Source organism: Halorientalis sp. LT38 (assembly GCF_037031225.1).
Lineage (GTDB): Archaea > Halobacteriota > Halobacteria > Halobacteriales > Haloarculaceae > Halorientalis > Halorientalis halophila.
Map to the genome: position 1 here is coordinate 428,730 of NZ_JAYEZN010000001.1, position 17,190 is coordinate 445,919.

Consider the following 17,190-nt stretch of genomic DNA (forward strand, 5'->3'; position numbering starts at 1 on the left):
GTCAGGCGGCGAACCCGTCGTCACTGTGACGAACACGCAGGTGACGCACGTCCAGATCGACAACTACGGGCCCTGGACGGTCACCCCGGAGCCGCGGCGCGAGGTGGACCTGCAGACGCTGCAGTCGGAACTATATGCCGACCTCTCGCAACTGTTCGGCAACCGCAACGGCTACGTCTTCTTCGCTCGGTTCGACAACATGATCGCGGTGACCAACGGCCTCACCGTGGACGACCACGCGATGATCCAGGAGTCGGTCGGCAACCGCTACCCGGTGACGATGAGCATGGCGGTGGCGACCGGGACGACGCCGGTGCAGGCGCTGGGCGACGCGACGAGCGAACTGCAGGCCGCCGGGAGCGCCCAGGACGAGGCCCGCACGGAGATTCTCAGGGGCCGGACCATCGACGAGGAGTTCCGCACGGACGGTGACGTCCAGATTGCCCACTTCGACGTCAACGACGTCACCGGCGAGTACACCGACGAAATCAACGAGTTCGACACTTTCATCCACATCGAGCAGGCCTACGCCGAACTCATGCGCTACATGCGAAAGGCCCACGAGTCGCTCTCCTTCTTCGTCGGCGGTGACAACGTCATCGCCGTCTGCCCCGCGCTCGACGCCGAGGACTACCGGGACGCCATCGACCACGTCCGCGAGGCGGTCGACGTGGACCTCAAGGTCGGCGTCGGTCGAGGGCGGACCGCCCAGCCAGCAGGCATGGCGGCCAAACACGCGCTCGAACGGTGTCGCACGACTGGCGCCACCGTGGAACTGGCGTTCTGAGACCCCTCCCGCGAGAATACCCGAGGACACGAAACTACGGCGCCGTCGGCCTTAAGCGTGGTGCAGATAGCTTTTAGACGACGTGTGTGAAACTGTGGCACATGAACGGCAACGTCACGGTCGGACAGGTGATGCGGCGGGACTTCGTCGGCGCGAACGAGGGCGACGGCCTGCGCGAGACGGCCGCGCTGATGCTCGAGGAGAACGTGGACACGGTCGTGGTGTTGCGGGGAGCAGAACCGATCGGGATGGTGACCCAGCGTGACGTGCTGGAGACCGCCGTCGAGCGCGCGGACCTGGACGGAGTGACCGTCGCCGACGTGATGCGGAGCAACCCGCCCACGGTGGCGCCGGGCGAGTCCCTGACGACGGCGACCGATCAGATGTCGGGGACGGACTCCAGACACCTGCTCGTGACCGAGGACGAGGAACTGGCCGGCGTGATCACCGAGCACGACGTCGTGACGGCCTCGACCCTGGATCCGGGCGTCGACCGCGAGCACGTCGAGGCCGACGAGCGGGCGACGATCGAAGCGGCGACCGCCACCGCCGAGGGAACCGGGACGGGCGAGGAGTACTCGAATCAGGGGATCTGCGAGCTGTGCGGGACGCTCAGCCACGACCTCTCGTCGTTTAACGGACAGCTGGTCTGTACGGACTGCAAGAACGTCTGAGCGACGGCGTCGCCCCACAACAAAACACATATCCACCACCGAGCGGGAGAGGGGAGCATGGGGATACCGACGCTCTCGGACCTCGCCGTCGACGGACGGACGGTGGGGGTGCGCGTTGACATCAACAGCCCGTTGGACGAGGACGGCCGCCTCGCCGACGACGCCCGGCTGCACGCGCACGTCGGCACGCTGCAGGAACTGCTCGAACGCGGCGGCAAACTCGCCGTCCTGGCGCACCAGGGACGACCCGGCGGCGACGAGTTCGCCACGCTCGAAGACCACGCCGCCCGCCTCGACGAACTGCTGGACTACCCGATCTCGTACTGCGACGGCACCTTCTCGTCCGACGCGAGAGCCGCCGTCGCGGCGCTCGACCCGGGCGAGGCCGTCCTCCTCGAGAACACCCGCTTCTACAGCGAGGAGTACATGGAGTTCCCGCCCGATGAGTGCGCCCAGACCCACCTCGTCGAACGGCTCTCGCCCGTCTTCGACGCCTTCGTCAACGACGCGTTCGCCGCCGCCCACCGCTCGCAACCCTCCATCGTCGGCTTCCCGGGCCGGGTCGACAGCTACGCCGGGCGCGTGATGGAGCGCGAGCTCGAAGTGCTCAACCGGATCGAGGAGACGCCCAGGCCCCGCGTCTACGCGCTCGGCGGCGCGAAGATCGCCGACGCCCTCGAGGTCGCGGAGAGCGTCTTGAAACGAGGACTGGCCGATCAGGTCCTCACGAGTGGTATGACCGGTAACGCCTTCCTGGCGGCCAGCGGCGTCGATATCGGCGAGCCGTCGCTCGAAGCCATCACCGACCGCGACGCGACGGCCGTCGACCAGGCCGCCGCGCTGCTGGAGGAATACGGCGACCGGATCCGCGTCCCCGAGGACGTGGCCGTCGAGCGCGACGGCGAGCGCGTGGAACTCACCGTCGACGAGTTACCGGCCGACGCGCCGGCGCTGGACGTCGGCGCCAACACGCAGGCCGCCTACGCGGACGTGTTCGAGACGGCCGGGACGGCCATCCTGAACGGGCCGCCCGGCGTCTTCGAGGACGAGCAGTTCGCCCAGGGCACGCGCGAGATCTTCGGTGCGGCGACCCGCGCGGAGTACAGCATCGTCGGCGGCGGCGACACGGCCGCCTCGCTCCGGCGACTGGGAATCGAGGGGTTCGATCACGTCAGCACCGGCGGCGGTGCGGCCCTCCGGTTGCTCACCGGCGGGACGCTGCCGGCGGTCGAAGTCCTCCGCGAGTAGTGCGCATCGAACGCCCGGACGTGGATGCGGCCGACGCCCTCGCAGACCTCTGGGTCGACCTGGCCGCGGAACAGCGGGCCGTCGGCTCGCACCTCCGGGCGGACGCGAACCGCGATTCCATCGGCGAGAACGTTCGCCGGGCCATCGTCTCCGACGGCCTCTACGTCGCGGTCGCAGCGGAAGACGACGACTACGAGGCCGAGGCCGGCGATGTCCTCGGGTTCGTCATGTTCAGCGCGAGCGAGGAGTTGCTCGCCACCACGGCGACCCGGGGGACCGTCGAGAACCTCTACGTGCGGCCACCGTACCGCGGTTCGGGGATCGGCAGCGAGTTGCTGGCGGCCGCCGAGGCGGACCTGGCCGAGCGCGGCGTGGACGCGGTGAAACTCGAGGTGCTGGCGGACAACGAGGCCGCACGGCGGTTCTATCGGCGCCACGGGTACGATCCCCACCGGCTGCAACTGGAGAAGCCGGTGGAAAGCGACAATCACTCAAAGGACTAGGCGCAATCGGAGGCTGTGCCAGGGGAGCTTGGGCGGTCCAAGCACCCGACTTGTAATCGGGAGTTCGTGGGTTCAAATCCCACCCCTGGCTTCGACGCGCTCACACTTCGTGAGCGCGGCGAGCCGTCTGGGATTCGAAGGAGAGAAGTCGTGGTTCGAAAATCGCCGAGGCGATTTTCGTCATCACGAAAGAGCGCGAGCGCTCTTTCGAACGACAGTGCGACCGACGGGAGTGACCGTCTTCGCGTTGTTCGAATCCCACCCCGAGCCGAACGTGCTGTACTTGGCATACATTTTCACTAACACGTTCGGTAGCTGTCGCTATGCAGCGACGCACCCTTAAAGTGGTCGCGACCGTAGCGCTGGTGCTACTCGCCGGGTGTACGGGATCCAGCCCCAAAACCGAGACGGGACCGACTGCCGACGGTCAATCACCACAGACCGAAGGCACGGCTGCCGACGACGAAGACCAGAGTCCGATCGTGACCTATCGCAACGAAACTGAAAGTGGTACGCTCTCAATCAGGGCCAATACCACGGCACAGACCTATTCGCTGTCCTATAACGTAACTCAAGCAGTCGATCCGGCGACCGACTCGGCTTCCAAGGTCAGGTTCGCGACGAATTACTCGCTCGGCTTCATGTGCGAGTTCTTGAACGAGATCGCGTACAACAACAGTCGGCAGCCAGACCGGGACGAGGGTGACCCCAGTGGCCCGGCAGTAACCAAAGCCGACTGGGAGTTCGAGGGGACCGAGTTACCGCCAAACCTGTTCGAGACCTACGCTGCTCAGTCGGTGACGGTGCGCGTGTACGACACCAATACCGAATTGCTGGGCCGGTGTTCGATCCCTGAGAAGAACGAAATCCAGCATGAAATCCTGATAGAGTGAAGCGGTCAGATCGCATCTTTATCTCTTCGATCTCTGCGGAGTTCTCGGTGCTATCGGCTACCATTCCTTCGGCCCTCTCAAACATGTTCATTATGTCGTTAGTCGTCTCCAAGCCGCCGCGTGGCGACACCCCGCTCGGGATCGAACAGAACTCTATACTTTTGTGTTGATCGTTGCAGTTAGGGACAACCCACTCGTGCCCTCGGTCCGAAGTCGCGAATTATGACTGACCGGTTCCTGGGTTTCCGAACCTTCAGGACCGCTGTTTCGTTCGGTTTCCGGCCACCGACTGGCGGGTAAGTTCGGTCTCGTCGGCGTAGCTGCGGCCGTTGTACTCCCAGGAGTACGAGTCGGTGAGCAGGACGGAGTCGTCGTCCGCGGGGGCCTCGTAGAGCCGGGTGCGGTTCGTGTCACCGTCCTCGTCGACGACGAAGGTGACGCTGGCGGCCTTGTCGGGCGTGAACTCCTCGATGCTGAGAGCGCCGTAGCAGGTGGCGTTGGCGGAGCGGTTGGCGAACTCGCCGATCCGGACCTCGTCGGTCTCGTTCGAGACGACGGCGGTCCCGAAGTTGGTGGTCCCGAGGTCGCTGTCCTGGACGCAGCCGGGGAAGCGGACGTTGAGGTCGAAGTCGTGGAGGGTCCGCTGTTCGGGGTTGTGGACGGACAGCTGGTAGACGGAGTAGTTACCCTCGGAGCTGACGTTGAACCGCTCTTCGAGTTCGGCGTCGGAGACCTCGTTCAGCCGTTCGACGTCGACGGTCGGCTGGGGGTCCTCGACGATGCCGCTCTGGACGTGGAGGTCGTACATCGCGGGCGTGACGGCGGGGCTGAGGCTGGCGAAGACGACGCCGCCGATGAGCCCGCCGATGATCGCCGTCTCGACCTTGTCCGCCAGCTCGAAGGGAAAGCCGTCGCTCCCGAACTGCTCGCAGACCCGGGTCACTGCGCCGCCGCCGAGGGTCCGACGGAACGCACGCGCGAGCGCGACGGTCAGGGGGAGCGCCACCAGGACCGCGAGCACGCTGATACCGACACCCAGTGCCAACCGCAGGATGGCTTCGAACATCTGTCGGATGGCGGTACTCCGGTGGGTGTTATGAACTCCTTTCTTTCGAAAGCTGGCGAGGTTGTTGCGGGTCAGTCGTCGGCTTCGAGCGCCTCGACTGCGAGATCCCCGCGCAGGTACCGGTGGCCGCGACCGGAGAGCCGATAGAGGGCGCGGGACTCGTCCTGATACTCGACCAGGCCGGCTTCCGAGAGGCGGAGCAGGTGCTCGCGAACGGTCTGGCGCTTCCAGTCCGTGTTGACCGCGATGACGCCCGGAGTGAGGACGAGTTCTCGTTCGTCCCCGTTGCGGAGCAGGGCCAGCACGTCGCGGTCGACCTGTGTCATCCACGAGGCCAGGGGCGGCTCCATGGACCAACCGTTATGATTGGGGAGTTATAATTCATTCTCATCCTACAGTCTTTGCGTCCGATACGACTGGGACGATGCCGTGGTGGCAACAATTAAGTGTGTTACCAACAGGGCTGTTGATACAGAGGGATCCGTCGCCGGATGCCGATTCCGGGCGGACCGCGAGCGGGCTCGATGGGCCAGCGGTGAAGTGGTGGGCAGGACGGATGCGTTCGGCCGGTCCGTCGACGCGCTGCGGGATGTGCCGAGTGAGATCACATGACTGAAACAGAACCGACGAACACGGCCGACGTAACGTACGCGGACCTGAGTGCGTTCCAGCGCGACGTGCTGTTCGTCCTGCGACAACTGGAGCGAAGCGAGGAGGACAGCTACGGACTGGCGATCAAACGCCGACTCGAAGCCAGATACGGCGAGGAGGTGAACCACGGTCGACTCTACCCGAACCTCGACGACCTCGTGGAACTGGGACTGGTCGAACGCGGAGAGATCGACAAGCGAACCAATCGGTACACGCTGACCGACGACGGCGAGTCGCTCCTGCGTTCGCACGCGGACACGCTCGACGAATTGCTCGATCGGAAGTAACGCCTCGCGTTCGATCGGTTACGACTCGTTCTCCACCGACGTCCGCTCCCGTCAGTCGTCAGCCGTCCGGCCCCCCGACGGGCAGTCGCGGTCGGGCACCGGTGAATCCGTGTACAGCGAGTAGGTCAGGATTGCGAATCCGATAGCGGTGAACACGCTCTGGAAGCTGGCACCGGTCCGGAGCGGGAGTCCGAACAACTGGTGGAGGACGCCGCCCAGAATCGCGCCGATCGTGACGAGGCCGATCCCGACGGTCAGGGCCCGCAGGGCGGGCGACCCCGTGCGCCGATACGCCCGCAGTGACAACAGCGTGAGGATGCCACCGAACAGCAGCGTCGCTGTCTTCGCGACGGTCAGGAGCGCCGCGTTCGCGTACATGTGCCCCAGTGCGCCGCGAAGTCGCGTATAATTGCTGGGGCGTTTCCACACTTCGAGAACGGGGCTCCGCGAACGAATTCGGGGGTAGAGTTATGACGGGCGAAACCGAATTCGGGAACGAACGCGGATCGAAGTTATCGAAAGCGGTTACGAGGCCAGAAACAGTGATGGATGCGCTGACACGTCGGAGTGTGCTCACGGGAATCGGTGGGACCGCTGTCGTCGGCGGACTCGGAGCGGCGGTCTACGGTGGCTCGACAGCCGGCGGTGAGGAGCGCCCGTCGGCGCTCGTGGCTGGCAGCCTGCTGCGCGTCGCGAAGCAGGTCCCGGGTGCGAGCGTCGAGGCACACGGGAGCGTGGCGGTCCGCCAGCTGATTCGCGACGGGCTCCGGGAACCGGACGCCGTCGCACTGGCGGATCCGCGGCTGTTCGCGGGCCTCGCCCCGGACGTCACCGCCTTCGCGACGAACGCGCTGGTGCTCGCCTACAACCCAGACTCGCCGCACGCGGCCGCGCTACGCGACGACTGGGCGGGGACCGTCCAGCAGTCGGGCGTCGAGATCGGGCGGACCGATCCGGCCGTCGACCCGCTCGGCTACCGGACGGTGATGGCCCTCGTATTGGCGGCCGAGGATGGGTTGCTCTCGGCCGACCGGGCGCTCGCGAACGCGCGGCAGTTCCCGGAGACCGAACTGGGCAACGTCCTCGAACGTGGCGATCTGGACGCCGCCTTCGTCTACCGGAACATGGCGGTCGAACGCGACCTCCCGACCGTCGGGCTCCCGGAGTCGATCGACTTCTCGACGCCGGCGGCGGCCGACAGCTACGCCCGGGCGACGTACGCCCTCGACGACCGCACGGTTCGCGGAAGGCCCATCCAGTACGCGGCGACCGCGCTGACCGACGCTGGCGAGGCGTGGATCGACCGGCTCGTATCGGGCGGGACGCGATTGCGTGAGTCGGGGTTCGCGGTCCCCGAGACGTATCCCCGGGCGATCGAATCGACCGAGTGACCGGTTCTGGCGTCTCGAATTCGACAGGCATAAACCCGCGAGCGGGCCAGGCAGCGACGGATGCGAGGACTGTTGCCGGGCTGGGCGCGGTACGAGCCGTCCCGACCGCTGGTCGACGCTGCCTACGCGGGAGCCCTGCTCGTCGTGACCGGCGGTCTCACCTGGGCGACCGGCGAGGCGTTCGTCTTCCCCAGCCTCGGGCCGACGGCGTACCTCCTCGCGACGGTCCACACGGAGATTCAGACGGCCCGGCGAGTGATCGGTGGGCACCTCATCGGCATCGTCGCCGGATTGGTGGCGTACCACGCGCTCGCGAGCGGCGCCTCCATCGTCCCGGCGTCGCCCGCCTACTCCATCGAACAGCTCCGGCTGGTCGCGAGCGCCGTCCTCTCGGTCACCCTGACGACCGCCGGGATGCGAACGACCGGGACCGAACACGCCCCCGCCTGCGCGACGACGCTGATCGTCTCGCTCGGCCTCCTGTCCACGCTCGTGGAGGCGACCTTCGTCTTCGTATCGGTCTGTCTGCTCTACGCGGTCCACCTCGGTGGGAAACGCGCGCTGGGCGCCGTCGCGGGCTGAACTCGGCGGCGACCTGGCCCCCTCACCACGCGTCGGCCGCGGTGGTGTCCTCCTCGTCGCGCTGGATGAGCGTCCCGCCGTACGGCCGGAAGTCGAGTTCGTAGACGCTCGCGACGTCCTCGAGGGCGTCCTCGCGGCGCGCGATGGTCTCGGTGTCGAACCCGAACTCCTCGACCGCCGCTTCGAGGGTCGCCTCGTCGATTACGTCGGAGGCGAACGCGTCGGCGATGCCGTCCCGGAGCACGTCCGCGTTGCGCCGGTACCGGAGTGCCTCCTCGAAGGCCTCGCGGGTCGACAGCGACGCCTCCTCGCCCCGGAGCGGGACGTCTTCGAGCGTGTCGACCGCGCGCCCGTCGTACTCCCCGGCCTTCTCGAGCACTTCGATCACCTGTTCCGTCGCCGAGAGCGCCTCCCAGGCGTCCCGGGCCGCGGGCGCGACCATCGCATCGACGACCTCCGTCCACGTCGTCGAGCGCTCGGCGTCCTCGAACACCTCGGCGACGAACGCGCCGACGTGTTCGTCCGGGATCGACAGTGCGAGCGATTCGACGGTTCCGGTGTCAGTGTCAGTCATAGGTAGTGGAATCGATCAGTAGCCGGGACCGCCCGGTCCGTCGCCGGGGCGGGGCCTCTTCGAACCCCCGAACCCTTCGCGCGAGGGCGAGGGGCCGGGACCGCTCGGTTGATGATTGCCCCGACCGCCGCCAGGCGCGTCCGGGTGGGACCCCGCGCCGCTGGGTGCGAGTTCCCCGCCAGGCACGTCGGGGCCGCAGTCCGAGACGTCGACCTCCTCCGGATCTTCGCCACGAGCGCGGGCCAGCGCGCGCTTCGCGGCCCGCTGGACGTCGTCGGAGCGATCGCCCAGCCCCTGTTCCTCGAGCGCCTCACGGGCCCGTCCGGTGCCGAGGTCGCCGAGGGAAACGGCGGCTTTCGCACGGACGAAGGCGTCCGGATCGCGGGCGAGCACGGCGGCCAGCAACCGCACAGCCTCGGCGACGTCGCCGGCTCCCTCCGCGTCGCCCCCTTCCAGGTCCTCGCCCGCCTCGTCGACGTAGTCCGGCAGGAACGTCGCCGCGTACTCCCGACTCGGTGAGTGGGGGTCGTTCTTCAGCCGGTCGACCAGCAGGTCCCAGGAGGCGGCCTCGCGCTTGCCCAGGGCGATCACCGCGTTGCGCCGAACCCAGCCGCTGTCGTCCTCGACGGCCGCGCGTAGCGGCCCGGCGACGTCCCCGTCGACACGCGAGAGCGCGACGACCGCTTCAGCGCGGACCCACTCGTCCGCGTCGTCCAGCGCGGTCACGACCGCCGACGCCGAGCCGCCGGCCGCACCCAGCGCCTCGACGGCGAACTGGCGCACGTCCGGATCGTCGTCACCGCGCGCGACTTCGACCAACCGCTCTCGCGTCTCGGGGGCGAGTCCCGCTTCCGACGCGCGATCGACCAGCGCGAGGACCGCGTCCCGGCGGGTTCGCGGATCGTCGACCGAGAGCCGGTCGCGGATTCGCGTTTCGGTGAGTGGATCGGCGTCCTCCTCGGGCGCCCGACCGCGGGCGCTCTCCATCGCGAAGTCGGTCATCCGTCACCTCCGAGCTTCCGGTAGCTGTAGAGCCACGCGAGCACGGTGGCGACCACCAGCATCGCCAGGTAGCTCCCGGCGTGGCCGCCGAGCAGCCCCGCACCGCTGCCGCTGCTCGTCGTCTGGTTGGGGCCCGCGGTCTCCGTCGCGCCCCCGTCGCCGGGGCCCTGGTTCGCGGCGACGAGTTGCGACCCGTCCGCCGAGAGCTTCGTGAACTGCAGCGAGATGGACTTCTTCCCGTTGACCTCGTCGGCGCTGCCGTTCCAGACCCCCCACGCCAGATAGACCGGCGCCGAGCCGTTGAACGCGGCGTCGTACTGCCCGTCGGTGGTCCGCTCGCGGAGGAAGACCACCTGCCAGCCGTCGGCGGTCCGCTGGCCGTTCGCGTAGACGTTCTGGCGCTGGGCGTCGCTCAGCGAGCCGAACCCGCGGGCGTAGTAGTTCTGGCCGTACTCCTCGTAATCCTCACGGGAGAGGATGTTGCCGGCGGCGGTTCCCGGCCGGGTGCGGTTGTCGGGGTGCGGGTAGCTGTACATGTCCCCCGCCCCGTCGGCGGTGTGGTTGGAGTACTGCCAGCTGGCCCGCCAGTACCAGATGTTCACCGGTGTGCCGGTGCCGCCCATCGTCACCGGCGGTTGCTCGCCGGTCCGGAGCATGACCGCCGCGGCGTCGCTGTAGTTCTCCGGGCGGTCCAGTCCGAGGTCCCGGGTCGGGTCCTCCCAGGTCAGCCGGAAGCCGACGTGGGTGTCGTTGGTCGTCGCTTTCACCTCGACCTCGTCGACGCTCCCGCCGCCGAAGGGGACGGCCATGTTCTGTTCGCTCAGCGAGACCGTCCGACCCGGCGCGTCCTGCCAGGCGGCCGCGTCGACGCTCGTCGGGACGCTGTCGACCTGCGCGACGGGCTGGGCACCGCCCGTAAACGCCATCGCGATCCCGGCCTGTGCGGCGACGACGAGTCCGACCGCGAGCACGCCGACCGTCACCGCCACGCCCAGCGCGGCGACTGCAGGTGGGTAGTCGTCCAGTCGGTCGGCGACGCGAGCGGGCCCGGTCAGGATCGCCCGCAACCGGTCTCGACGCGAGCCGCTCATCGCGCGCTCACCCCCGGTGGGGCGGTGAGTTCGCCGTCCACGGCCACGTCGCTCGGCGGATGCGCGGCGAGGTCCGCGGTGACGAGTTTCTCACCGAGATCGGCGGCCGCCAGGTAGACCTCGTCCTCGGTCGTCTCGCGGAGGTCGTGGGCCAGCGACGGCAGGAAGTCGCCGAGGTGGTGCTCCAGCAGGGTGGCCTCGATCCGTTCGAGGTCGCCCGCCCTGTCATCGGCGTCGGCCGCCAGCGACGCGGCGCGCTGGGCAGAGAGCAGTTGCATCAGCTCCAGTTCCAGCGCGAGGTGGTCGTGGCGCTCGGCGAAGTCGGGCGAGCGCTCCAGGTCGAACGCGTCGAGCAGGCCGGCGACCGTCGCGATCCGGCGCTGGGCCAGACTCACGTCGTCGCCGACCGTGTACTCGGCCTCGTAGGGGACGACGGCGTAGGAGCCGTCGCCGCCCGGGATGCCGAACAGGTCGTTGTAACTCGATTCGAGGTCGGCCACGTCCGTTCCTGCGAGCGCGTCGAGGAACTGGGACGCCTCGTCGCGACAGCCGAGCGTCTCGGCGGCTTCCAGCACGCCCTCGGCGGCGTCGGCGGCCGTCAGGTCCGCCACCGTCTCCTCGTCCGGATAGACGAAGACGGCCGCTAGCGCGCCGTAGAGTGCGCTCCGGGCCGCGTGGCGGTCCGGTTCGGGTCCGTCGTCGGGAAAGGTGTCGTCTGTCATTCTGGTCACCCTATGGCTGGTTGGTCCACTGTTCGCCCTCGCGGATCTCGAGGGACTCCTCGATGGGGATGTCGACCACCTTCTCGCCGCTGGGGTCGTACCCCTTCACGTGCGTTTCCTTGACGGTGTAGGTCTCGATGAGCCGGGTCGTCGCGCCGAACAACTGAAGGATGCCCAGCACCTCGTGGCTCGGGTTCCGGACCCGCTGCTGAACGATCTCGATGCTCTCGCGGTAGGTGCTGCCCGGCCAGTCGTTGCGCTTCTCCTCGGTGTTGGGCGTGAACATCTGCGTCAGGAATTCCGGCGGGACGTGATAGGGCGGCATGTAGAACACCTGCGGCTGCGTCCCGAACTGGGGATAGAGCGGCAGCGCGATCTTCTCGTCGGACTTGACGAGGTAGTTGATCGGACTACGTCCGCCCGGCGCGTCCCCGCCCGGTGACGGGGCGTCCGGGCCGCGGTTGATGTTGCCGTGGAGCCGGGTCTTCCCGATACACGAGGAGACACAGCGGGGGACGTTGCCGTCCTCGATCCTCGGGTAACAGCCGATGGGTTTCTCCGTGACGCCCGTCTCCGCGTTGAACATGGGCTTGTGGTACGGACAGGCCTTGACGCAGCGGCGGTAGCCACGACAGCGCTCCTGGTCGATCAGGACGACGCCGTCGTCGCGCTTGTAGACCGCCTGGCGCGGACAGGCCGCGAGACAGGCCGGGTTCTTGCAGTGGTTGCAGAGGCGGGGCAGGTAGAACTGCCAGATGTCGTGGTACTCGCCTTGCTCGACGTCGCTCTCGACGACGTCGTTCTCCGGGTACTCGCCGTGGACGGAGTCGTCGCCCAGCGCCGGGTACTCCCAGTCTTCCTTCTGGGCGATGTAGCCCGCGACCTCCTCGTCGCGGTCGGCGGCCTCGAAGATGGTCTGGCCCGCCTCGAGGTCGTCCAGCAGGCGCATGTCCCAGCCCATCGGATAGCCGCCGTAGGGCTCCGTCTCGACGTTCATCCACCACATGTACTCCTGACCCTTCCCCGAGGTCCAGGTGGACTTGCAGGCGAAGGAGCAGGTGTTGCAGTTGATACAGCGGTTCGTGTTGATGACCATGCCCCAGTGCCAGTCGCGGTCCTCCTCCCGGTGTTCGTAGGGATAGGAGTGCTCGCGGCCGAGCTGGGGGTTGTAGACGTCCGGCATTAGCTATCGCCTCCCTGCAGTGAGCCACCGGTAGACTCGCTTCGCTCGACTACCGAGCCCGGCTTCGCGCTGCTCAGCCGGACACCGATGTAATCCGTCATCGGCGCTCACCCCCTTGGAGTGAGCCGCCGATGTAGTCCTGCATCAGATCGTCTTTGCGCGCGTCGCCCGGGCGCCAGTCGGCCTCCTCGTACTTCTCGACCTCGACGAGGTCGTCGCGGTTCGTGCCGGTCGGCGCCCAGACGGTCTCCTCGTAGCCGTGTTCCAGTTCGGCCCCCTTCCAGACGATGTCGTCCTCGACGTGCTCGGAGATGTTGGGGTCGCCGAACACCGCCTTGTGGACGAGGTCGTCGGTCTCCTGGGCCGGGTCGAGCCAGATGTTCGTGGTGACGTTGTACCCCTTCTCGCTGTCGGGGTTCGCCTCGTCGTCCGGGAAGTGCTGGGGCCACCAGCCGTGCCAGATGGTGAGTTGACCCATGTCGCCCGCCGACCGCGGGCGCATCCGTTCGCTCACCATCGCGCGGACGACCAGGTCGCCCCGGAGCCCGCTGATGCGCACGTAGTCGCCGGTCTCCACGTCGATGTCCGCGGCGTCCTCGGGGTGGATCTCGACGAACGCCTCGCCGAGCGGCGGCGTGTCGTTGGTCTCGCCCTCGCCCTCCGGAAACGAGAAGTCCTCGACCAGGCGTTCGGTCCCGCCCGGATCGGCGCTGGTCGACCCGAAGTCCCTGGCCGACCAGATCAGGTTCCAGTCGGTCATCCCCCACGAGGAGTGGGTCCGGTACTTGGGATGGGGCGTGTTGTAGTAGAACTGGTACTCCTGGTCGTGGTAGATCGGATTCTCCTGATCCTTGGCCGTCTCCCACTTCTCGTTTCGCCCGTAGGGCGTGCCTTCGGGGCTCTCGATGTGGTCCAGGTCGGCCCGACCGAGTTCGAGGAAGCGGTCCTCCTCCTTGTGGAACTCCATCCGGCCGGTCTTGGTGTAGAACGGCCGGTCCTCGTTGATCTGCGACCAGAAGGGAATCCGGGGATAGGTCTTCAGCTGGAGCCGTTCCGGGCCGTCCTCGATGTCCTCGACGTCGATGTCCCGGGTGGTCATGCCCGCGTCGAGGGTCTGCTGGATGTACTCGCGGACGTCCTCGTCGTCGTCGAGGAACTTGTCGAAGTACGACCGGTAGGAGTCGACGTTGCGCTCTTCTGGCGGGAGCTTCTCGTCGAGTTTCTCCGCGACCAGCGCGACGATCTCCCCGTCCTGCTTGGTGTCGTAGATGGGGTCCATGATCCCGTGGTCCATGTGCAGGAAGGGGTTCTCCGGCCCGACGGTGATGTCGGGGTACTCACACTCCAGCCAGGAGTGGACGGGGAGGACGATGTCGGCGTGGCGGGCCGAGTACGTCATGTGCATGTCCGAGACGACGAACAGTTCGTTGCCCGTGTCCGGATGTTTGACGAAGTTCTCGACGACGTGTTGCTGGTGTTTGGTCTGGTTCAGCAGGTTGCAGTTCATCGTCCACAGGACCGCCGGCCGGGACATGGTGTAGGAGTCGGCGTTCTCCGGCATCACCGGCTCGTCGGCGTCGCCCTGCGGAACGAGATCGAGGTCGCCGTCGAAGTCCCCGCGAATCTGGTGGGGATCCAGTTGCTCGCCGCCGAAGAAGGCGAAGGCGTACCCCGGATACATCCCGTGGGCCGCGTGCCCGTCCGGGTTGACGTAGGACGGGTAGCCGTCCAGCAGTTCGATCTTGTACTGGCCGGAGTAGTTGTAGTAGCCGGCGCCGGGTTCGCCGATGTTGCCCAGCATCGACTGGACGAAGAAGATCGTCCGCTGGAGCGAGTCGTTGCTGTGGAACCAGTGGTTGATCCCCTCGCCGGTGAACCACTGGGCTTTCTCCGCGGCCGCCAGGTCCCGGGCGGTCTGCCGGATGCCGTCGGCGGGAATCGTCGTGATCTCCTCGACCGTCTCGGGATCGTAGTTCGCCAGGATGTTCTCCTTCTGTCGGACGAAGTCGGTGTGGACCGGGACCGCGCCGCCCTCGGCGAGGGTGATCTCGGTGTCGACCTCCAGCTGTGGCGTCGCCGGGGTCTCCTCGCCGACTTCCTCCCGCGTGATCGGGACGAGGTCGCCGTTCTGGGAGAGCGCGACGAAGTCACCCCAGTCGTTGGTCTCGTGTTGCTCGTCGAGGGTCTCGGCCGGCGGCGCGTGGTCTTCGAACACCTCGTGTGCGCGCAGGTACTTGCCGTCGTCCTGGCGGATCAGGAGCGGCAGCGTCGTGAACTGCCGCATGAACTCCTCGTCGTACAGCTTTTCGGTGATGATGACGTTCGCGATGCCCAGCGCGAAGGCGGGGTCGCTCCCGGGCCGGATGGGGAGCCAGCGGTCGCACTTCTGGACCGTCGGCGAGTAGTCGGGGTAGACCCCCACCATCTCGCCGCCGCGCTCGCGGGTCTCCTGCAGCCAGTGGTTGTCCGCGAGTTTGTTGTGGATCAGGTTCTTCCCCTGCATGATCGTGAAGTCGGCCTTCCGCCAGGCCGACGCGTCGGCGTCGCTGGTCTGGTAGCCCGTCGTGATGACGTGGCCCGGCGGCAGGTCGGCGTACCAGTCGTACTCCGTCCACTCACAGCCGCCGAAGATAGAGGCCAGCCGGCGCGCCGACCCGTGACGGGTGATCAGCCCGTCGGACTTGATCGCGTTGAAGACGTGGAAGCGCTTGTTGTCCTCCAGGTTCGCCATCTTCTCGGCGATCAGGTCGATCGCCTCGTCCCAGGAGACGCGCTCGAACTCGTCCTCGCCGCGACCCTCGGGATTCGGGTCCTCGGGGTCCCAGCCCTTCCGGACCATCGGGTACTTGATCCGGCTCGGCTCGAACGTCCGCCGGTGGAGGGTCAGCCCCTTCATGCAGCCGCGGGGGTTCCAGTGGCGGCTCACGTCCGCGTTCTCGTAGCCGCCCGGTCCACCAGGACCCGGGCTGCCCTCCTCCTCGTGGTAGATCTGTTCGGCCCGGATCGGCACCCCGTTTTTCATGTAGAAGTTCAGCGCACACGACTGCGTGCAGTTGGGGTGACAGACCGTCCAGTCCACGCTGTCGTACTGGTAGATGTCGTGGTACACCTGCTCCCAGTCACGGTTCGGGTAGGACCTGAGCGGGTTGTCCACGTCGGTCACCGGTTCGACGGTCTGGGTCGCCGACCAGGCGTCGCCCACGAGCGCCCCCACGGTGCCGGTCCCCGCCGCCGCGAGGAACTCACGCCGCGAGAGCGACATTGCTCACCTCCGCTTCCCCGACCGTCCGTTCACGATTCGCTACTGGCATACATCGGAGGATACGCGCGTCTCCACTTGACGTGGCGAGACTGTTCTCAGACGACTGGAACGAACGGGAAAACGTTCGGGACTGGTTTTAAGTGCCTCCACAAATGGTAGTTTAGGTGAGCTTAAAAATTGGACGGATAGCGACGCCTTCTCTCTATTATATACCAGATATCTTACTCAAGGCCGACCCTTGAGTGTGAAATAGTCACGGAGCGGATGAGTTCGGACGTCCGATCCGTGGGGTCCCCGCGTCGGGGATCGGCCCGGCGCGGGGTGAGAGACACCAGCACGTTCCGGCCACGGTGACGGACGGTCGGTGCCCCCGTCCGGTGTGGCCGACGCCGCGTCGTACGTGGTCCGTTCGCGCGGCCCGAACCGACCGAACTGCCCGGCAACCGAAACCGCGTCTGTCTCGGTTGCGTTTCGACGAAGGGTCCGTCCGAGGAAGAGTGTGTGACCAAAACTCCGTGGGGTTTTTTGCGAGTCGCCGCCGGTCGATCGCTCGCCGTGACGACCCGCGCCGTCGGGCCGACCCGAACGTGTCCGGGGACACCACGATACTGTGGGCGACCCTAGTACCCCCATGAGCGACCCCGGGCTCCAGATCTCGATGGCGATCGACGCCCCGGCGGGCTGTCCGGCTGGAGAGGCATCGACGGCGACCGGCACCGCCGTCGAGTCGGTGACCTGGAACGCCGCGACCGACGGCCCCGTGACCGAGGAGTTCACCGCCGACGCCGATCTCGATCGGGACGGCGTCGAGCCCGTCTTCGAGACCGATGGCCGGACCCGCTACCGGTTCGAACGCGACTGGGACGAGGCCTGCGCCTGCGAGATGGTCGAACTCGAGGGCTGCCCCCTCGAAGAGGTCCGCGCCGAGGACGGCCGGCTCCACCTGCGTTTCTACGCGCCCGACGTCGACCGGGTCCGCGAGATCGTGGCCGACCTCCGCGAGCGGTACGGCGGCGTCCGGCTGAAACACCTCAGCCAGTCCGGCGAGGTCGAAGAGCAGAATCTCGTCCTCGTCGACCGGAACCGGCTGACCGACCGCCAGCGGGAGGTACTGGAGACGGCCTACGAGATGGGCTATTTCGAACACCCGCGCGAGTCGAACGCCAGCGACGTGGCCGATACCCTCGACGTCTCGCTGTCGACGTTCACCGAACACCTCGCCATCGCCCAGTCGAAAGTGCTGGACGCGGTCGTCGAAACCGACTGATCGAATC

Annotated in this window: 18 protein-coding genes and 1 tRNA gene; 10 read left to right on the top strand and 9 right to left on the bottom strand. The window is 67.2% G+C overall.

All coding sequences use genetic code 11. The features are described 5' to 3' along the window. Positions 1-25 precede the first annotated feature (25 nt). The 6 genes from U5918_RS02315 (at position 26) to U5918_RS02340 (ending at position 4,105) form a co-directional block, all read left to right on the top strand. Positions 26-787, top strand: a complete 762-nt coding sequence (locus U5918_RS02315; protein WP_335999176.1) for a GTP cyclohydrolase III — start codon at positions 26-28, stop codon at positions 785-787. Positions 788-888: 101 nt separating this feature from the next. Further along, positions 889-1,461 carry a CBS domain-containing protein gene (locus U5918_RS02320; RefSeq protein ID WP_335999178.1) on the top strand — a complete coding sequence of 191 codons (573 nt, stop codon included), beginning with the start codon at positions 889-891 and terminating at the stop codon, positions 1,459-1,461. Positions 1,462-1,518: 57 nt separating this feature from the next. Further along, complete coding sequence (locus U5918_RS02325; protein WP_335999180.1) at positions 1,519-2,709, top strand: phosphoglycerate kinase; 1,191 nt, start codon at positions 1,519-1,521, stop codon at positions 2,707-2,709. Continuing rightward, positions 2,709-3,212 carry a GNAT family N-acetyltransferase gene (locus U5918_RS02330; RefSeq protein ID WP_335999182.1) on the top strand — a complete coding sequence of 168 codons (504 nt, stop codon included), beginning with the start codon at positions 2,709-2,711 and terminating at the stop codon, positions 3,210-3,212. Before U5918_RS02325 ends, U5918_RS02330 begins: the two co-directional genes overlap by 1 nt. A 17-nt stretch (positions 3,213-3,229) precedes the next feature. After that, positions 3,230-3,303: transfer RNA gene (locus U5918_RS02335), tRNA-Thr, on the top strand. A gap of 232 nt (positions 3,304-3,535) precedes the next feature. Beyond that, positions 3,536-4,105, top strand: coding sequence for a hypothetical protein (locus U5918_RS02340; protein ID WP_335999184.1), 570 nt, complete (start codon positions 3,536-3,538; stop codon positions 4,103-4,105). A gap of 253 nt (positions 4,106-4,358) precedes the next feature. Here U5918_RS02340 and U5918_RS02345 read toward each other — a convergent pair whose 3' ends face one another. Both U5918_RS02345 and U5918_RS02350 read right to left on the bottom strand, forming a co-directional pair. Beyond that, positions 4,359-5,171, bottom strand: a complete 813-nt coding sequence (locus U5918_RS02345) for a hypothetical protein (protein WP_335999186.1) — start codon at positions 5,169-5,171, stop codon at positions 4,359-4,361. A gap of 71 nt (positions 5,172-5,242) precedes the next feature. Continuing rightward, positions 5,243-5,521: an ArsR family transcriptional regulator gene (locus tag U5918_RS02350; RefSeq protein ID WP_335999188.1), complete on the bottom strand. Its 279-nt coding sequence runs from the start codon at positions 5,519-5,521 to the stop codon at positions 5,243-5,245. A gap of 258 nt (positions 5,522-5,779) precedes the next feature. On the opposite strand from U5918_RS02350, the gene U5918_RS02355 reads away from it, so the two are divergent. Continuing rightward, on the top strand, positions 5,780-6,109 hold the full coding sequence (locus U5918_RS02355) for a PadR family transcriptional regulator (protein WP_335999190.1): 330 nt from the start codon (positions 5,780-5,782) through the stop codon (positions 6,107-6,109). A 51-nt stretch (positions 6,110-6,160) separates the two neighbouring features. Here U5918_RS02355 and U5918_RS02360 read toward each other — a convergent pair whose 3' ends face one another. Then, positions 6,161-6,487 carry a DUF7521 family protein gene (locus tag U5918_RS02360; protein WP_335999192.1) on the bottom strand — a complete coding sequence of 109 codons (327 nt, stop codon included), beginning with the start codon at positions 6,485-6,487 and terminating at the stop codon, positions 6,161-6,163. A 167-nt stretch (positions 6,488-6,654) separates the two neighbouring features. Between U5918_RS02360 and U5918_RS02365 the strand changes: the two genes are divergently transcribed. Both U5918_RS02365 and U5918_RS02370 read left to right on the top strand, forming a co-directional pair. After that, positions 6,655-7,500: an extracellular solute-binding protein gene (locus U5918_RS02365; protein ID WP_335999194.1), complete on the top strand. Its 846-nt coding sequence runs from the start codon at positions 6,655-6,657 to the stop codon at positions 7,498-7,500. Positions 7,501-7,560: 60 nt separating this feature from the next. Further along, positions 7,561-8,082 carry an HPP family protein gene (locus U5918_RS02370; protein ID WP_335999195.1) on the top strand — a complete coding sequence of 174 codons (522 nt, stop codon included), beginning with the start codon at positions 7,561-7,563 and terminating at the stop codon, positions 8,080-8,082. Positions 8,083-8,104: 22 nt separating this feature from the next. On the opposite strand, the gene U5918_RS02375 is transcribed toward U5918_RS02370, so the two are convergent. The 6 genes from U5918_RS02375 to U5918_RS02400 form a co-directional block, all read right to left on the bottom strand. Beyond that, on the bottom strand, positions 8,105-8,656 hold the full coding sequence (locus tag U5918_RS02375; protein ID WP_335999197.1) for a hypothetical protein: 552 nt from the start codon (positions 8,654-8,656) through the stop codon (positions 8,105-8,107). A gap of 15 nt (positions 8,657-8,671) precedes the next feature. After that, on the bottom strand, positions 8,672-9,658 hold the full coding sequence (locus U5918_RS02380; protein ID WP_335999199.1) for a HEAT repeat domain-containing protein: 987 nt from the start codon (positions 9,656-9,658) through the stop codon (positions 8,672-8,674). Further along, complete coding sequence (locus tag U5918_RS02385) at positions 9,655-10,749, bottom strand: ethylbenzene dehydrogenase-related protein (protein ID WP_335999201.1); 1,095 nt, start codon at positions 10,747-10,749, stop codon at positions 9,655-9,657. Before U5918_RS02385 ends, U5918_RS02380 begins: the two co-directional genes overlap by 4 nt. After that, a complete protein-coding gene (locus tag U5918_RS02390; RefSeq protein WP_335999203.1) occupies positions 10,746-11,471 on the bottom strand; it encodes a TorD/DmsD family molecular chaperone in 726 nt (241 codons plus the stop codon). Before U5918_RS02390 ends, U5918_RS02385 begins: the two co-directional genes overlap by 4 nt. A 10-nt stretch (positions 11,472-11,481) precedes the next feature. Beyond that, positions 11,482-12,654: a 4Fe-4S dicluster domain-containing protein gene (locus tag U5918_RS02395; protein ID WP_335999205.1), complete on the bottom strand. Its 1,173-nt coding sequence runs from the start codon at positions 12,652-12,654 to the stop codon at positions 11,482-11,484. A gap of 97 nt (positions 12,655-12,751) precedes the next feature. Continuing rightward, complete coding sequence (locus tag U5918_RS02400) at positions 12,752-15,916, bottom strand: molybdopterin-containing oxidoreductase family protein (protein WP_335999207.1); 3,165 nt, start codon at positions 15,914-15,916, stop codon at positions 12,752-12,754. A gap of 631 nt (positions 15,917-16,547) precedes the next feature. On the opposite strand from U5918_RS02400, the gene U5918_RS02405 reads away from it, so the two are divergent. After that, entirely contained in the window at positions 16,548-17,183 is a 636-nt protein-coding gene (locus U5918_RS02405; protein ID WP_335999208.1) for a helix-turn-helix domain-containing protein, read from the top strand. Positions 17,184-17,190 lie beyond the last annotated feature (7 nt).

What these genes read in the sequence shown, in the direction of transcription:
- U5918_RS02325 (WP_335999180.1), top strand. Translation starts at nt 1,519, where the DNA reads ATGGGGATACCGACGCTCTCGGACCTCGCCGTCGACGGACGGACGGTG.
- U5918_RS02405 (WP_335999208.1), top strand. Translation starts at nt 16,548, where the DNA reads ATGAGCGACCCCGGGCTCCAGATCTCGATGGCGATCGACGCCCCGGCG.
- U5918_RS02350 (WP_335999188.1), bottom strand. Translation starts at nt 5,521, where the DNA reads ATGGAGCCGCCCCTGGCCTCGTGGATGACACAGGTCGACCGCGACGTG.
- U5918_RS02385 (WP_335999201.1), bottom strand. Translation starts at nt 10,749, where the DNA reads ATGAGCGGCTCGCGTCGAGACCGGTTGCGGGCGATCCTGACCGGGCCC.
- U5918_RS02380 (WP_335999199.1), bottom strand. Translation starts at nt 9,658, where the DNA reads ATGACCGACTTCGCGATGGAGAGCGCCCGCGGTCGGGCGCCCGAGGAG.
- U5918_RS02320 (WP_335999178.1), top strand. Translation starts at nt 889, where the DNA reads ATGAACGGCAACGTCACGGTCGGACAGGTGATGCGGCGGGACTTCGTC.
- U5918_RS02355 (WP_335999190.1), top strand. Translation starts at nt 5,780, where the DNA reads ATGACTGAAACAGAACCGACGAACACGGCCGACGTAACGTACGCGGAC.
- U5918_RS02375 (WP_335999197.1), bottom strand. Translation starts at nt 8,656, where the DNA reads ATGACTGACACTGACACCGGAACCGTCGAATCGCTCGCACTGTCGATC.
- U5918_RS02395 (WP_335999205.1), bottom strand. Translation starts at nt 12,654, where the DNA reads ATGCCGGACGTCTACAACCCCCAGCTCGGCCGCGAGCACTCCTATCCC.
- U5918_RS02390 (WP_335999203.1), bottom strand. Translation starts at nt 11,471, where the DNA reads ATGACAGACGACACCTTTCCCGACGACGGACCCGAACCGGACCGCCAC.
- U5918_RS02345 (WP_335999186.1), bottom strand. Translation starts at nt 5,171, where the DNA reads ATGTTCGAAGCCATCCTGCGGTTGGCACTGGGTGTCGGTATCAGCGTG.
- U5918_RS02370 (WP_335999195.1), top strand. Translation starts at nt 7,561, where the DNA reads ATGCGAGGACTGTTGCCGGGCTGGGCGCGGTACGAGCCGTCCCGACCG.
- U5918_RS02340 (WP_335999184.1), top strand. Translation starts at nt 3,536, where the DNA reads ATGCAGCGACGCACCCTTAAAGTGGTCGCGACCGTAGCGCTGGTGCTA.
- U5918_RS02400 (WP_335999207.1), bottom strand. Translation starts at nt 15,916, where the DNA reads ATGTCGCTCTCGCGGCGTGAGTTCCTCGCGGCGGCGGGGACCGGCACC.
- U5918_RS02360 (WP_335999192.1), bottom strand. Translation starts at nt 6,487, where the DNA reads ATGTACGCGAACGCGGCGCTCCTGACCGTCGCGAAGACAGCGACGCTG.
- U5918_RS02365 (WP_335999194.1), top strand. Translation starts at nt 6,655, where the DNA reads ATGGATGCGCTGACACGTCGGAGTGTGCTCACGGGAATCGGTGGGACC.